This window comes from Roseovarius sp. AK1035, assembly GCF_003288315.1.
In the GTDB taxonomy this organism is placed as follows: Bacteria; Pseudomonadota; Alphaproteobacteria; order Rhodobacterales; family Rhodobacteraceae; genus Roseovarius; species Roseovarius mucosus_A.
In genome coordinates this window covers 257,055-270,520 of the sequence record NZ_CP030099.1, presented here as the reverse complement: position 1 = coordinate 270,520, position 13,466 = coordinate 257,055, and the positions used below count along the sequence as shown (strand labels likewise).

Sequence of the window (13,466 nt, the reverse complement as noted above, 5' to 3'; positions counted from 1 at the left end):
TCATGACATTGCGCGCCCTTTTGGCCGTTTTGGCCACGGTTTTGGCATGTCTCGCGCTTTGGCAGCTTGAGGGGCAGCGGCGTGGCGTGGACATCGCGAGCTTCACCGTCTCTGACACGCCGGTGACGCGCTATGCCATGGCCGGTGCGGATGGTCCGGTGGTGGTGATCGCGCATGGCTTTGCCGGGTCGCGGCAGATGATGCAGGCATATACCCTTGATCTTGCACGGGCGGGATACCGGGTTTGGGCGTTTGATTTCGAGGGGCATGGGCGCAACCGGGTGCCGATGTCGGGCGATGTGAACAGTCTTGACGGCACGACACGGCTTTTGATGGCGCAGACGGGCCGGGTGGTGCGGGCCGCGGTGGCGCAAGAGGCTTGGGCGGGTGAGGTTGCGCTTTTGGGGCATTCCATGGCGACCGATATCATCATCCGCACCGCGCTAGAGGAAGACCGGGTTGGTCCCGTGGTGGCGATATCTGCCTTTTCGCAAGCAGTAACGGAGACCGAGCCGGACACTCTCTTGCTGATCACAGGGGCGTGGGAGGCGGGTTTGCGTGGTTTCGCCCGTGAGGCGGTTGAGATGGTCACGCCCGGCGCGGGGGAGGGCCAGACGGTGCAGGCAGGGGCTGTGACGCGCCGCGCGGTGGTGGCCCCTTTGGCCGAACATGTGGCGGTGCTGCATAGCCGTTTGGGCCGGGCCGAGGCGATTGCATGGCTCGATGCCGCCTATGGGCGCGTGAGCGATGTCGCGGTGCGGGCGACCGGGCCATGGTTTCTGGCGTTGATGTTCGCGATTGTGGCCCTTGCCGCGCCGCTGGCGCGCCTTTTGCCGCAGCGCGCGCCGCCCGCGCGCAAGGCCATGCGGTCACGGCAATTCGTGTTGGTGGTTCTGGTGCCGGCGCTTTTGGCTCCGCTTTTGGCGGTGCAGGTGGAAACGCGGCTTTTGCCGGTCTTGGTCGCGGATTATCTGGCGTTGCATCTGGCGCTATACGGGGTCTGCCAAATGGCGTTCTTGTGGGTTATGGGGCGACGCCCAGAGGGGTTGCGCCCTGTGGCGGTGCTGGCGCTGCTGGTGTGGGGCTTGGGCGTGTTTGGGTTTGCGCTGGATCGCTATGGCGCAAACTTTTGGCCCACGCCCGAGCGGCTTGCGATCATCATGGCGCTAAGCCTTGGGGCCGTGCCCTTTATGCTGGCGGATGCGGTGCTGGCGCGCGGGGCACTGCTCTGGCAGAGGCTGGCGTCGCGGTCGGGCTTTATCTTGTCCTTGGCTCTGGCCATTCTGCTGGATACGGAGCGGCTGTTTTTTCTGGCGATGATTGCGCCGGTGATCCTGCTCTTTTTCCTGATATACGGGCTGATGGGGCGTTGGGTGGCGGCGCGGGCCGGGGCGACAAGCGTGGGCGTTGCGCTTGGCCTCATCCTTGCTTGGGCGCTTGGCGTCAGTTTTCCGCTGTTTGCACCGGGGGTAACGGGATGATCTTGGGGATTGGCACGGATCTGGCGAATATCGAGCGGATCGCGCGCACGCTGGAGCGGTTTGGCGACAGGTTTCGCAACCGGGTGTTCACGGAGGTGGAACAGGCAAAGGCCGAGCGCCGCGCCGATGTGGCGGGCACCTATGCGAAACGGTGGGCGGCGAAAGAAGCCTGTTCCAAGGCGCTTGGCACGGGGTTGCGCATGGGCATCGCGTGGAAGGATATGGCCGTCACGAACCTGCCCACGGGCCAGCCGGTGATGCAGGTCACGGGCTGGGCCGCGACGCGTCTGGCCGAGATGACGCCACCGGGGCATGAGGCCATCATCCATGTGACCCTGACCGACGATCACCCTTGGGCGCAGGCCTTTGTGGTGATCGAGGCGCGACCGGTCGCACGGCCTGCTTGACACCTTGGTCCCGGCCCCGCATGTAGCGCCGGAGAGATAGCGGAGGACGCCAAATGGCCGCCACAGGCAAGACATCGAGCTCTATCTGGGAAACTGTGAAAACGGTGTTCTGGGCCCTCGTGATCGCGGGGCTGTTTCGCACGCTCTTTTTTCAGCCGTTCTGGATTCCCTCAGGGTCGATGAAAGACACGTTGCTGATTGGTGATTTTCTCTTTGTGAACAAGATGGCCTATGGCTATTCCTATGCCTCTTGCCCGTCGATCCGGGTGGGGGGGCTGAACATCGACGCGCAAAAGATCTGCGCCTTCATCGACGGTGACAATACCCGCATCTTTGGCTCAGAGCCTGAGCGCGGCGATATCATCGTGTTTCGCCAGCCGACCGATGGCACCGATTTCATCAAGCGGGTTGTCGGCCTGCCGGGGGACCGCATCCAGATGAAAGAGGGCGTGTTGCATATCAACGAGGCCGCCGTCGGGCTGGAACCGGCCGGTGATTTTGTTGAGGAATTCACGCGGCAAGGGCCGCTTGGTATCCGTCCACGTTGCGAGAATGGCGTGGTCGGCGAAGGGGCGGATTGCCTCAAGTCGCGCCAGATCGAGACGCTGCCCAATGGGCGGTCGCATTCCATCCTGAACATCGGCGACCAGCGGTCTGATAATACGGGCGTCTTTACTGTGCCTGCCGGGCATTATTTCTTTATGGGCGACAACCGCGACAATTCCACTGACTCGCGCTTTCCGCAGGCGGTGGGCGGGGTTGGCTTTGTGCCATTCGAGAACCTGATCGGGCGCGCGAACCGGGTGGTTTTTTCCTCGGCCGGACGGTCGATGCTGGCGTTCTGGACATGGCGCAGCGACCGTTTCTTCAAGAGGCTTGAGTGAAGCTTTCGGCGGATATCAAGGCGTTTCAGGCGCGGCTAGGGCATGAGTTTACCAATGCCGCGCTGTTGGTGCGGGCGCTGACCCATTCGTCGATGGCGACGCCCAATCGGGATGACAACCAGCGGCTGGAATTTCTGGGCGACCGGGTGTTGGGCCTTGTGATGGCTGAGGCGCTCTTGTCGCAGGATCAAGGGGCCACCGAGGGCCAGCTTGCGCCGCGCTTTAACGCGCTGGTGCGCAAAGAGGCCTGCGCCGATGTGGCGCGCGAGATCGACCTTGGCGGAGTTCTCAAGCTGGGCCGTTCCGAGATGCTCTCTGGCGGGCGGCGCAAAGAGGCGCTGTTAGGCGATGCGATGGAGGCGGTGATTGCCGCCGTCTATCTTGATGCCGGGTTTGAAACGGCGCGCGGGGTTGTGCTTCGGCTCTGGGGCGCACGATTGGGCGCGGTCAAAGAAGACGCGCGCGATGCCAAGACAAGCCTTCAGGAATGGGCGCAGGCGCGTGGATTGCCGCCGCCCGATTATGTTGAACTTGCCCGCAAGGGGCCAGATCACGCGCCGATCTTTACTATTTGCGCGCAGTTGAAAAGCGGCCAGCGTGCCGAGGCGACGGCCGGCTCGAAGCGGCAGGCGGAACAGGCGGCGGCACGCGCGCTTCTGGATCAATTGCAGGCGGAGTGAGCGGGTGCGCGGGCTTGCCCTATTGGCTGTCATGCTGTCCTTGGCGCAGATTGCCAAGGCACAGGAAGCGCCGATAGATGCCTGGACGCTCCGCAAATGCGCGCTTTATGCGCAGGCGACCGAGGATGCCTTGGCCGCGCTTGGGCCAGAGGGGCTAAGCCAGCAATTTCTAGAAGAAAACCGTGCTTTCATCGCCTCAGGCTGTGTTGGGCATGTGCGGATTTGTGCGCAAACGGCGCAGGACTATGCGTTTGCCGATCTTCTGACCATGATGACCATGAACGAGGGCATGGCCAGCACCTTTGTTCCCTTCGGCTGCGACAACTGACGCTCTGCTCTGGTCGCGGGGCGGCAAATCGGCTAGAGCCTGTCAATCACAACAGTCGAGACGCATCCCATGACCACGCGCGCCGGATTTATTGCCCTGATCGGAGAGCCCAATGCGGGCAAATCCACCCTGCTCAACCGCATGGTGGGGGCCAAGGTCAGCATCGTCACACACAAGGTTCAGACCACCCGCGCGCGTATTCGCGGCGTTGCGATGGAGGGGCAGAGCCAGTTGGTATTCGTGGACACGCCCGGCCTGTTCCAACCGCGCCGCAGGCTGGACCGGGCGATGGTTGCTGCCGCTTGGGGGGGCGCTGCGGATGCCGATGTGGTGATCCTGTTGATCGAGGCGCATCGCGGTGTGACCGAAGGGGTGGAGCGCATCCTTGAGGGGCTGACCGGCATCGCCAAGGGGCGCAAGGTGGCGTTGGCCATCAACAAGATTGACCGGGTGCAAGCACAGGTGCTGCTGGCGCTGACCAAGGACATGAATGAACGCTTTGCCTTTGAAAAGACGTTCTTAATTTCGGCTGAGCGCGGCCATGGGGTAGATGATCTGCGGCAGTGGCTGGCCGGTGAGGTGCCCGAGGGGCCATGGCTTTACCCTGAGGATCAGATCGCTGATCTGCCGATGCGGATGATCGCCGCCGAGATGACGCGCGAAAAGCTGACGCTGCGGCTTCATCAGGAATTGCCCTATCAATTGACCGTCGAAACCGAGAACTGGGAAGAGCGCAAGGATGGCTCTGCGCGGATTGATCAGGTGGTCTATGTGGTGCGCGACGGGCATAAAGGGATCGTTCTGGGCAATAAGGGCGAGACGATCAAGGCCGTCTCGAAAGCCGCGCGCGAGGAGTTGGAAGAGTTTCTTGGCCGTCGTATCCACCTGTTTTTGCAGGTAAAAGTGCGCGAGAACTGGCAAGAGGAATCCGAGCGGTATTCCGAGATGGGCTTGGATTTCAAGGACGGGAACTAGGGGCATGGCCCGGCTGAGCGCGCGGTTTTGGGTAGATGCCTATCTGACGCGGCTCAGGGGGGCGGATATCCCCGCCTTTGTGGTGGCGCATGGCGATGACACGGGGGGGGCTGTTCTGGTCAAGCTCAACACGTTGGATGGAAAAGGTGTTGTTTTTCAACGCTCTATTGATCTGATGAGTGGTGCGCGCGTGTGGATGACCTTGGCCGAGGGCGCAGAGGCCGAGGTGGATGCGGCGATTGCGCGGCAAAGGGGCTATGATCCCGACCTCTGGGTGATCGAGGTGGAGGACCGGGAGGGGCGGCATTTGCTCGATCAGGACGGATTGGGAGGCTGAGGGCCGATGGATTGGCGCGATCAGGGCATTCTTCTGAACAGTCGCCGACATGGGGAAAGCTCTGTAATCATTGAAGTTTTTACGCCAGAGCGGGGGCGGCATGCGGGGGTGGTGCGCGGCGGTGCGTCGCGCAAAATGGCCCCTGTGTTGCAACCGGGCGCGCAACTTGATCTGGAATGGCGCGCGCGGCTAGAGGATCATATCGGCACATTCCGGGTTGAGCCTTTGAAATCAAGGGCTTGGACCATGGGCGACCGGATGGCGCTGGCGGGGTTGAATGCGGTTTGTGCGCTGCTGCTGTTTGTGCTGCCCGAGCGTGAGGCGCATGCGGAGCTATACCGCAAGACATTGATTCTGCTTGATATTTTGGATCAACCCGAGATTTGGACGTTGGCCTATCTCAATTGGGAAATGGCGCTGTTGGAAGAGATGGGCTTTGGTCTTGATCTGCGGCGTTGTGCGGTTTTGGGCGAAAAGGCCAATGATCTCAGTTACATATCGCCAAAGACCGGGCGGGCTGTGTCGCGTGCGGGGGCGGGGGAATGGGCGGACCGGCTGTTGCCGCTGCCGCCCTGTCTGATGGGGCATGGCCCGGCACCGGATGGGGAAATCCTGCAAGGGTTTGAAGTCACAGGACAATTCCTGAGAAATCATCTTGCCCCGCAATTGGGCAATCGGCCCTTGCCCGAGGCGCGGGCGCGCTATGTGGCGCGGTTCGCGGCTGAGGTGGCGCGGGGCTGAGCCGTGTGTAAGCTTTGTAAGGTTTGAGCCTCGATTTTGTAAGGTCCCGGGCCTGTTACATCGCCCCGGCCTCCAACCCGCCGTGGCGAGGTCCCGGGTCAAGCCCGGGACGGGTGTTAAAGCAGCATCACCCCACGCCGGATGAGATTGAGCCCGGCAATCAGCAGCACCCAGAGCGTGATCTTGCGAAAGGTGGCCTGATCGAACCGGTCCTGAAGGCGAAAGCCGATCCAGATGCCGAGGAGCGCTGGGACGACCATCGCCGCCGAGAGCGGCAGGGTTTCGGCGCGCAACACGCCCGAGCCGATATGTGCGCCAAGCAGCACCAGCGCGCCCAGACCGTAGATCACGCCCTGCACGCGCATCTGTTCGGTTTTCTCGGTGCCGCGCGCGATCAGCATGGCGACGGTGGGCGGGCCCCAGATGCCGGAGAGGCCGCCAAAAAGACCGGCGAGCGCCCCCATGCCCGCCTCGCCCTTGATCCCCGGTTCCGGGGGCAGGCGCAAACCGCGTCCCAGCAGGGTCGAGGCGGCGTAGAGTGTGATCAACGGGCCGATAAAGAGCAGCATCACCGAGGGCGGCAGCACCGGCACCAGTTGCGCCGCGCAAACCATGACCAGACCGCCCGCAATGAGGAACACCCGGAAATGCGCAATCGAGGCGATGGCGGCGCGCGTGCCTTGGCGGAGCGCCTGCCAGAGGTTTGTGGCCAATGTTGGCAATATCAGCCCGGCCAGTGCCAATTCGGGGGGCATCATCGTGCTGAGCCCCGCGATCATTACCGTGGGCATGGCAAAGCCCACCACGCCCTTGACCATGCCCGCGCAGAGCGCCACGGTAAAGGCCATGGCCCAACCCCAAAGCGGATTCCAGAGTGGGCTTATGTCGAAAAATGCGTCCATTTCGCCTCTTATCATGGCGTTTGGGCGGCTGACCATGGCGATAGCGCTGCGCTGCAAAAAATCAACGCGCAATTTTAGATCAAAACCCTGCGACAAAAAGCATAATAGTTGCGCTGCACCTGCATAATGGATAAAAGGCACGAGATTAGGAAAAGGATGCGATTCATGGCACATGACGGACAGGATCTGGCGATGGCACAACCGATCATTCTGGGCGATTTGCTGGCCCTGACCGGCGTGGCGCTGGCGCCCGCCGAGGCGCTGTTGGAGCGGGCCACGGGCGCTGTTCGCGCGCTGGTGACGGTGGATGGCCGGGTTTCGGGGGCTGCGATTGAGGCCAATCAGACCGCAGCGCATGGGCTGGCGTGGCTTGCGACCTATGTCGAGGCGCTGCGCCAGATGCAGCTTTGGGCGGTGCGGCTGGACGAAAAAGGCGAGTTTGGCGAGGTCGAGCAACTGATCCTGCAAATCGCCTTTGGCGAATATCTGAGCCAGATCGCAGGCGGCATTCAGATGAATCAGGGCGAGATGGTGCGCCTTCAGGATCTGGGCCTTGGCCCGGATGATGCACATCTGTTGATGGACCCTGCCGCCACGATGCTGATGCAGGCGGGCAATACCCAAGCGGCACGCAGCCGGTTGGTCGAGTTGATGCAAGAGCGGTCGGCAGAGATCACGGTGGGGCGCAGTGGCCTTGAGGAAGAGCTGGAGATGATCCGCGCGCAATTCCGGCGGTTCTCGGTCGAGAAGGTCGAGCCGCATGCGCATGAGTGGCACCTCAAGGATGAACTTATCCCGATGGAGATCATCGAGGAATTGGCGGAAATGGGTGTGTTTGGCCTGACCATTCCCGAGGAATTCGGTGGTTTCGGCCTGAGCAAGGCGTCGATGGTTGTGGTCTCGGAAGAGTTGAGCCGGGGCTATATCGGGGTTGGGTCCCTTGGCACCCGGTCTGAGATTGCTGCCGAATTGATCCTTTGTGGCGGCACGGAGGAGCAAAAGGCACAGTGGCTGCCGAAGCTCGCCAGTGCCGAAATCCTGCCGACGGCCGTGTTCACGGAACCCAACACCGGATCGGATCTGGGCAGTCTGCGCACCCGTGCTGTGAAGGATGAGAATGGCGATTGGAAGGTGACGGGCAACAAGACCTGGATCACCCATGCCGCGCGCACCCATGTGATGACGCTGCTGGCGCGCACCGTGCCCGACACCACCGATCACCGGGGGCTGTCGATGTTTCTGGCCGAAAAAACCCCCGGCACCGATGAGGCCCCGTTCCCGACCCCCGGCATGACCGGCGGTGAGATCGAGGTGTTGGGCTATCGCGGCATGAAGGAATACGAACTGGGATTCGATAATTTCCATGTGAAGGGCGAGAACCTGCTGGGCGGCGAAGAGGGCAAGGGATTCAAGCAGTTGATGGAGACTTTTGAATCTGCGCGCATTCAGACTGCCGCCCGCGCTGTGGGTGTGGCGCAATCGGCGCTGGATGTGGCAATGAAATACGCGCAGGACCGCAAGCAGTTTGGCCGCGCGCTGATCGAGTTTCCGCGTGTGTCGGGCAAGCTTGCGATGATGGCGGTCGAGATCATGGTGGCGCGGCAACTGACCTATTTCTCGGCGTGGGAAAAGGATCACGGGCGGCGGTGCGATCTTGAGGCGGGGATGGCTAAACTGTTGGGTGCGCGCGTGGCCTGGGCCGCCGCCGACAACGGGCTGCAGATCCATGGCGGCAATGGCTTTGCGCTGGAATACACGATCAGCCGGATTCTCTGTGATGCGCGGATTCTCAATATCTTTGAGGGCGCGGCAGAGATTCAGGCGCAGGTGATCGCGCGGCGGTTGTTGGGGTGAGAATAAGCCGGGGTTCGCGTGAGTGAGCCCCGGCCCTGTCAATCCGGCTGAAAGATGGCACCCGCGCGCAGGGCCTTGAGCGTGCGCCAGAGCAGGCCCGCGATGATCACGCAGAGGGCCGCCAAGAGGGCGAGGCCGATCAGCCGATGCGCGGCAGAGCCGCTTTCACGTGCATAGGTGAAACTGGCGATGGTCACGCCAGCCATGGGAAAGCTGAGCGCCCAGAAGGCCAAGGAGAATTGCAATTTCAAGAGCTTGGGCAATTGTACCGCGACGATGAGCGTAAAAAGATAGGCGCAATTGAGCAGCACATGGGCAAAGGGATCGACGCCGCCCACCAGTTCCACCCAAGCAAGAAACCCGACCGAAGGCGGGGCGATCAGGATCACCAGCGAGGGTTGCAGGCGTTCGGGCAGGGGATCGTGAAAGATCAGCCGGTTCATCACCAGCGTCAGCAGGACGATCCAGAAGACGAGGCCGACGCTGGTGAAGAACCAGCTTATTTCCGGGTAGCCAAGGGGCACGCCCGCGATTGCCACGATCACATTGCCCACCGCCGGGATGAACCATGCCGGTGAGAGGTGCCCGTGTTGGAACGCGCGCGCGCTGATCCAGCCGCTGACCACGGCGAGGGTCAGGATCAGTTGCATCGGCACGGCGATGAGCCATAGCACATGCGCAATACCCGGCGCGGGGGCGAGCATGACGATGGACATCAGCACCAAAGCGATCGAAATTGCCGGAAAGAAGGCAAGTTTCACGGGGTGACTCCATTCGGCGACCACCGCTGCGGGGTGGCGGATCGCCTTGGCGAGATAGCCAAGCGTGACGGCGGCAAAGACCGCCATGGTCAGCCCATGCGCCGCCCATGACAGTGCGTGGGTGAGGCCGAGGGCCTCTTCGCCCGCGCGAAGCGCGAGGGTGAAGCCGCAAAGCCCCATGACGATGGTAAAAAGCGTCACGGGCACATATTGCAGGCGGCCTTGGGCCGGGTTTGTCATCGGGTTTACTCTGCGGCGGTGATGGTAAGGGTGAGCGGGGCCAGACCGTCAATCTCGCCCAAGAGCACATTACCGGGCAGCACGGGGCCAACGCCCGCTGGCGTGCCGGTATAGATCAGGTCACCGGGGGCGAGATGATAAAAGCGCGACAGATGCGCGATGATTTCGGGCACGGACCAGATCATATCGGCCAGCGTCGCCTCTTGTGTGATGCGCCCGTCCACAGAGAGACGAATGGTTTGATCGCCAATGTCGCCAAACGCGGCCTTGGGGGTGAGGGGGGCGATGATCGAGGCGTTCTCGAAATCCTTGCCGATATCCCAGGGGCGGCGCTTTTCCTTGGCCACGCCTTGCAGGTCGCGGCGGGTGAGGTCGATGCCGCAGGCATAGCCATAGACGGTGTTCATCGCCTCGGCTGCGCTGATGCGAAAGGCGGGGGCGCTGAGCGCCACGACGAATTCCATCTCGTGATGGCAATCCGAGGTTTCGAGCGGATAGGGGATGCTGGACCCGCTGAGGCAGAGGGTTTGAGGGGCCTTGTTGAAGTAGAACGGCGCTTCGCGGTCCACCTCATTGCCCATTTCGAGTGCGTGGGCGGCGTAGTTGCGCCCGACGCAGAAGATGCGCTGCACCGGATAGCCCTGATCCGTGCCGGTGATCGGCACCAGAGGGGGGCTGGGCAGGGTGAAGAGCGGTTGGGTCATCGGGGCCTCCGGCGCAAGCGATTGAATTCGCGCCCGTTATGCGCCCCGATTCGACGGTTGTCAAAGCAGGCCTCAGGCGACGCGGGCCCCTTGCGACCAGACACCCCGCAGTGCTGGTGCGCCGCTGCGCAGGCGAAAGCGGATGAGGTCGGCGCGGGCGTTTACCGCCAGTTGGCCGCGATCCGAGAGGCCTACGGCGCGGGCGGGATTGGCGGTGACGGTGGCAAGGCCGCGCGCCATATCGCCCCACCGCGCGCCCAGTTGCACAGCCCCCAAAAGCAGCGCGGAGGGTACGTAATCGGACGAGAGGATATCGAGATAGCCCAGATCGGCCAATTCCCCCGCCGCGACATTGCCAGAGTGTGATCCGCCCCGGATGAGGTTGGGTGCGCCCATGATGACCGCGATATCATGGGCGTGGCAGGTGCTTGCGGCCTCGACCGTGGTGGGAAACTCGGCCAGCCGGATGCCGTAGCCGCCGGACACCGCCACCTGTTCGGCGGTGGTGTCGTCATGGCTGGCCAGCACCGCGCCATAGCGGGCGGCATGGGCCACGGCGGCGGCCTCGTGGCGGTCGCCATGCGCGGCGCGCAGCGCCTTGAGCTGGACCACGTGTTCGGCGAATTCCGCATCAGTGAGGGCGTGTTTGCCCTTCATGTATTCTTCGAGTTTGGTCAGGTCGCGGAATTGGCGCTGACCCGGCGTATGGTCCATCAGGCTGACGATGCCGACGCGGTCCGATGGGCCGAATTGTTCCATCTCTTCTTCCAGTGTTTCGGAACAGACCTCGGCGCGCAGATGCAGGAAATGGCTGATCTTGAGCGCCTCCTCGGCGCGCAGGCTGAGGAGTTCGTTGGCGAGACCGCGCGCGTATTTGCTGTAGCGCCCGACGCCGGTGGGGATCGACCCCACGCGCATTGCGTCAAAGACGGTGGTGATGCCGACGCTGGCCAGTTCCGCGTCATGGGCGAGGATGGCGGCGTGATGCGGCCAATCCACCTTGGGGCGGGGTTGGATGTGCCGCTCCAGATTATCGGTGTGCAGCTCGATCAGGCCGGGGGCAAGGTAATCACCTTCGCAATCCACCGCACCGGGTGGCAGGGCTGTGCCGCTGTCGAGAGCGGTGATTTTACCGCCCTTGATCTGCAGCGCGCCGGGGATCACCTCGTTTGGCAGAATGAGGAGGGCATTGGCGAGAATGATGTCTTCTGTCATTTGGATGTCACGCTTTCTTGGCACGTCACGGCAACCCGACGAGAGACCTCATGGATTTTCACCGCTACGCGATTTATGTCACGCCCCCCGAGGGGGAATTTGCCGCCTTTGGTGCGGCGTGGTTGGGATGGGATAGCGCGCAGGGTTGTGCTGTGGCGCATCCCGAGGTGCCGGGGTTGCCCGCGCCCGTGACCGAGATCACCGAGACCCCGCGCAAATACGGGCTGCATGCCACGATCAAGCCGCCCTTTGCCTTGGCCGAGGGGGAGGGAGAGGCGGGGCTGGTTGCGGCGTTCGAGCGGTTTTGCGCAGGCGAGGCGGCGGTCACGCTGGAGGGGGTGCAGATCGCGGGTTTGGGCCGGTTTCTGGCGCTGGTGCCGGTGGGGGATCAGAGCGCCTTGAACGGGTTGGCAGCGCGCGCCGTGGAGGCGTTCGAACCGTGGCGCGCGCCCTTGACCGAGGCGCAAGTGGCGCGACGGCGTGCAGGGGGCCTGACGCCTGCGCAAGACGCGCTGTTGCTGCGCTGGGGCTATCCCTATGTGATGGAGGAGTTCCGGTTTCATATCACCCTGACCGGCAAGCGGCCCAAGGCGGAATTGGCGCCGATCAAGGCCGCGCTGGAGGCGCGATTGGGGCCGCTGGTGCCGCAGCCCTATGTCATCGACGCGCTGTCGCTGATGGGCGAGGATGAGGCGGGGCGGTTTCACCTGCTGCACCGTCAGACCCTCACCGCGTAAACCGCCTTGAGCGCGGCCTTGGTCAGGCGGGGCAGGGCTGCGTCGGTGTCAAGCGTGATGACCGGGCCCACGCCCTCGGGCAGGGCCATATCCGCGCCGGTCAGGCGTTCGCGAATATCCTGCGGGGTTTCACGCCCGCGCGCCACAAGGCGTGATGCCAGCACCTGAGGCGTGGCGGTCAGGTGCAGGATGACAAAGGGCTGAAACCGCGCCTGCGCCTGTGCCAGAACGCCCCGCGAGAGATTGACCAAGAGGTCGCGCCCTGCCGCGAGATCAAGGCAGATGCCCACCGGCACCCCGTAGCGCAGGCCGTGCGCGCGCCAATGCAGGGCAAAGCCGCCCTCTTTGAGGCGGGCGTCGAATTCGGTGTCGCTGACCGCCTCATGGCCTTCGCCCTCGGGGTCTGGGGGGCGGGTGATGACGCGGCGGGCACGGCGCAGGCCCGGATGCTCTGCGATCATCGCGCGCATCAGCGTGTCCTTGCCCACGCCCGACGGGCCGACCACGGCGATGAGGCGGCCAGGTGTCATGCGGCGCGCGCCGGGGTGAAGGCGGTCACATCCACCTTGCGGTCGCAGACACGGGCGCGCGCGGCCTCGTCGTGGAAGATGCCCACAATGGCTGCGCCGCGCGCCTTGGCCTCTTCAATCAGGGTCAGCACCACCTCGCGGTTGGTGGCATCAAGGCTCGCGGTGGGTTCATCCAGCAGCAGGGCTGGAAAGGCATGCGCAAAACCGCGCGCGATATTGACGCGTTGTTGCTCGCCGCCCGAGAATGTCGTGGGGCTGAGAGACCAGAGCCGTTCGGGGATATTGAGGCGGTCAAGCAGCGCCTCGGCGCGGGCGCGGGCCGCATCGGGCGCGCTGCCAAGGATCAAGAGCGGTTCGGCCACCACATCGCGGGTGGGCACGCGGGGCACGACGCGCAGGAACTGGCTGACATAGCCCAGCGTATGACGGCGCAACTGGATGATCTCGCGCGGTTCGGCGCGGGCGACATCGGTGTCGCCGACCATGATCCGGCCCGCATTGGCGCGGTAATTGCCATAGATCATCCGCATAAGCGTAGATTTGCCCGCGCCCGAAGAGCCGGTCAGCGCCACGCACTCACCGGGGGCGACATGCAGATGCGCGCCTGCCATCACGGGGATCACCGCGCCGCCCTGATTATGCAGGGTGAATCTTTTGCTCAGGCTGTCGATCTCGATCATTGCGGGTCTC

16 protein-coding genes are annotated in these 13,466 nt (G+C 63.4%); 10 read left to right on the top strand and 6 right to left on the bottom strand.

Features of this window, described 5'->3' with window-relative positions:
* Nucleotides 1–2 precede the first annotated feature (2 nt).
* From RAK1035_RS01385 to recO, 8 genes are all read left to right on the top strand, one after another.
* On the top strand, nucleotides 3–1,481 hold the full coding sequence (locus RAK1035_RS01385; protein WP_008279085.1) for an alpha/beta hydrolase: 1,479 nt from the start codon (nucleotides 3–5) through the stop codon (nucleotides 1,479–1,481).
* Entirely contained in the window at nucleotides 1,478–1,888 is a 411-nt protein-coding gene (acpS, locus tag RAK1035_RS01380; protein WP_008279084.1) for a holo-ACP synthase, read from the top strand. Before RAK1035_RS01385 ends, acpS begins: the two co-directional genes overlap by 4 nt.
* A gap of 53 nt (nucleotides 1,889–1,941) precedes the next feature.
* The gene (gene lepB / locus RAK1035_RS01375) at nucleotides 1,942–2,772 is read left to right on the top strand and encodes a signal peptidase I (protein WP_008279083.1); all 831 of its coding nucleotides are present in this window, start codon (nucleotides 1,942–1,944) and stop codon (nucleotides 2,770–2,772) included.
* Nucleotides 2,769–3,452 carry a ribonuclease III gene (gene rnc / locus RAK1035_RS01370; RefSeq protein ID WP_008279082.1) on the top strand — a complete coding sequence of 228 codons (684 nt, stop codon included), beginning with the start codon at nucleotides 2,769–2,771 and terminating at the stop codon, nucleotides 3,450–3,452. Before lepB ends, rnc begins: the two co-directional genes overlap by 4 nt.
* A gap of 4 nt (nucleotides 3,453–3,456) precedes the next feature.
* Nucleotides 3,457–3,780 (top strand): hypothetical protein, encoded by a 324-nt coding sequence (locus RAK1035_RS01365; RefSeq protein WP_037296640.1) that lies wholly within the window; start codon nucleotides 3,457–3,459, stop codon nucleotides 3,778–3,780.
* A 69-nt stretch (nucleotides 3,781–3,849) separates the two neighbouring features.
* On the top strand, nucleotides 3,850–4,755 hold the full coding sequence (gene era / locus RAK1035_RS01360; protein ID WP_008279080.1) for a GTPase Era: 906 nt from the start codon (nucleotides 3,850–3,852) through the stop codon (nucleotides 4,753–4,755).
* A gap of 4 nt (nucleotides 4,756–4,759) precedes the next feature.
* Nucleotides 4,760–5,092 (top strand): DUF1491 family protein, encoded by a 333-nt coding sequence (locus RAK1035_RS01355; RefSeq protein ID WP_008279079.1) that lies wholly within the window; start codon nucleotides 4,760–4,762, stop codon nucleotides 5,090–5,092.
* 6 nt (nucleotides 5,093–5,098) lie between these two features.
* Complete coding sequence (gene recO, locus RAK1035_RS01350; RefSeq protein WP_008279078.1) at nucleotides 5,099–5,833, top strand: DNA repair protein RecO; 735 nt, start codon at nucleotides 5,099–5,101, stop codon at nucleotides 5,831–5,833.
* A gap of 116 nt (nucleotides 5,834–5,949) precedes the next feature.
* On the opposite strand, the gene RAK1035_RS01345 is transcribed toward recO, so the two are convergent.
* Nucleotides 5,950–6,735 (bottom strand): sulfite exporter TauE/SafE family protein, encoded by a 786-nt coding sequence (locus RAK1035_RS01345; protein ID WP_037296912.1) that lies wholly within the window; start codon nucleotides 6,733–6,735, stop codon nucleotides 5,950–5,952.
* A 165-nt stretch (nucleotides 6,736–6,900) separates the two neighbouring features.
* Here RAK1035_RS01345 and RAK1035_RS01340 point away from each other — a divergent pair, with 165 nt between their 5' ends.
* Complete coding sequence (locus RAK1035_RS01340; RefSeq protein WP_037296638.1) at nucleotides 6,901–8,589, top strand: acyl-CoA dehydrogenase family protein; 1,689 nt, start codon at nucleotides 6,901–6,903, stop codon at nucleotides 8,587–8,589.
* Between the two features lie 38 nt (nucleotides 8,590–8,627).
* Here RAK1035_RS01340 and RAK1035_RS01335 read toward each other — a convergent pair whose 3' ends face one another.
* The 3 genes from RAK1035_RS01335 to RAK1035_RS01325 form a co-directional block, all read right to left on the bottom strand.
* A complete protein-coding gene (locus RAK1035_RS01335; RefSeq protein WP_008279075.1) occupies nucleotides 8,628–9,590 on the bottom strand; it encodes an SLAC1 anion channel family protein in 963 nt (320 codons plus the stop codon).
* A gap of 5 nt (nucleotides 9,591–9,595) precedes the next feature.
* The gene (locus RAK1035_RS01330) at nucleotides 9,596–10,294 is read right to left on the bottom strand and encodes a fumarylacetoacetate hydrolase family protein (RefSeq protein WP_008279074.1); all 699 of its coding nucleotides are present in this window, start codon (nucleotides 10,292–10,294) and stop codon (nucleotides 9,596–9,598) included.
* Nucleotides 10,295–10,366: 72 nt separating this feature from the next.
* Entirely contained in the window at nucleotides 10,367–11,509 is a 1,143-nt protein-coding gene (locus tag RAK1035_RS01325; RefSeq protein ID WP_008279072.1) for an alpha-D-ribose 1-methylphosphonate 5-triphosphate diphosphatase, read from the bottom strand.
* A 50-nt stretch (nucleotides 11,510–11,559) separates the two neighbouring features.
* Between RAK1035_RS01325 and RAK1035_RS01320 the strand changes: the two genes are divergently transcribed.
* Complete coding sequence (locus RAK1035_RS01320; protein ID WP_008279071.1) at nucleotides 11,560–12,246, top strand: DUF1045 domain-containing protein; 687 nt, start codon at nucleotides 11,560–11,562, stop codon at nucleotides 12,244–12,246.
* Here the strand turns inward: RAK1035_RS01320 and phnN are convergent.
* Together phnN and phnL are read right to left on the bottom strand one after the other, a co-directional pair.
* A complete protein-coding gene (phnN, locus tag RAK1035_RS01315; RefSeq protein ID WP_008279070.1) occupies nucleotides 12,228–12,776 on the bottom strand; it encodes a phosphonate metabolism protein/1,5-bisphosphokinase (PRPP-forming) PhnN in 549 nt (182 codons plus the stop codon). The genes RAK1035_RS01320 and phnN overlap by 19 nt on opposite strands.
* Nucleotides 12,773–13,456, bottom strand: coding sequence for a phosphonate C-P lyase system protein PhnL (phnL, locus tag RAK1035_RS01310; RefSeq protein ID WP_008279069.1), 684 nt, complete (start codon nucleotides 13,454–13,456; stop codon nucleotides 12,773–12,775). The genes phnN and phnL overlap by 4 nt, the downstream gene beginning before the upstream one ends.
* Nucleotides 13,457–13,466 lie beyond the last annotated feature (10 nt).